Raw genomic sequence first — 249 nt, 5'->3', positions numbered from 1 at the left:
GCATACCAACGTTATTTGGGTACTCGGGGGAGACCGGCCGCTGCAGAACCGGCGACATTTTAACATCATTCAGGAAATGGCTAGGGGCTTAAAAGACGGGGGCGGAGAACGCCTGATGACCTTCCATCCCAAAGGCTCATCTTCCTCATCCTATCATGTCCATGAGGAAGACTGGCTGGATTTCAACATGGTTCAGTCCGGTCATGGAGACGGAGTAAGAAACAATTACACCTGGATTGAGGCCGACTA

At 51.4% G+C, this 249-nt stretch carries 1 protein-coding gene; it reads left to right on the top strand.

Annotation, left to right across the window (positions count from 1 at the left end):
- Positions 1–13: 13 nt before the first annotated feature.
- Positions 14–249: apiosidase-like domain-containing protein (locus ACSNOG_RS33745; protein WP_436756477.1), on the top strand; the 236-nt coding region annotated here is incomplete at its 3' end.

This window comes from Streptomyces sp. URMC 124, from assembly GCF_051386455.1.
GTDB lineage: Bacteria > Actinomycetota > Actinomycetes > Streptomycetales > Streptomycetaceae > Streptomyces.
Note: the sequence above shows the minus strand (reverse complement) of the source record. Positions and strands in the feature narration are given on the sequence as shown.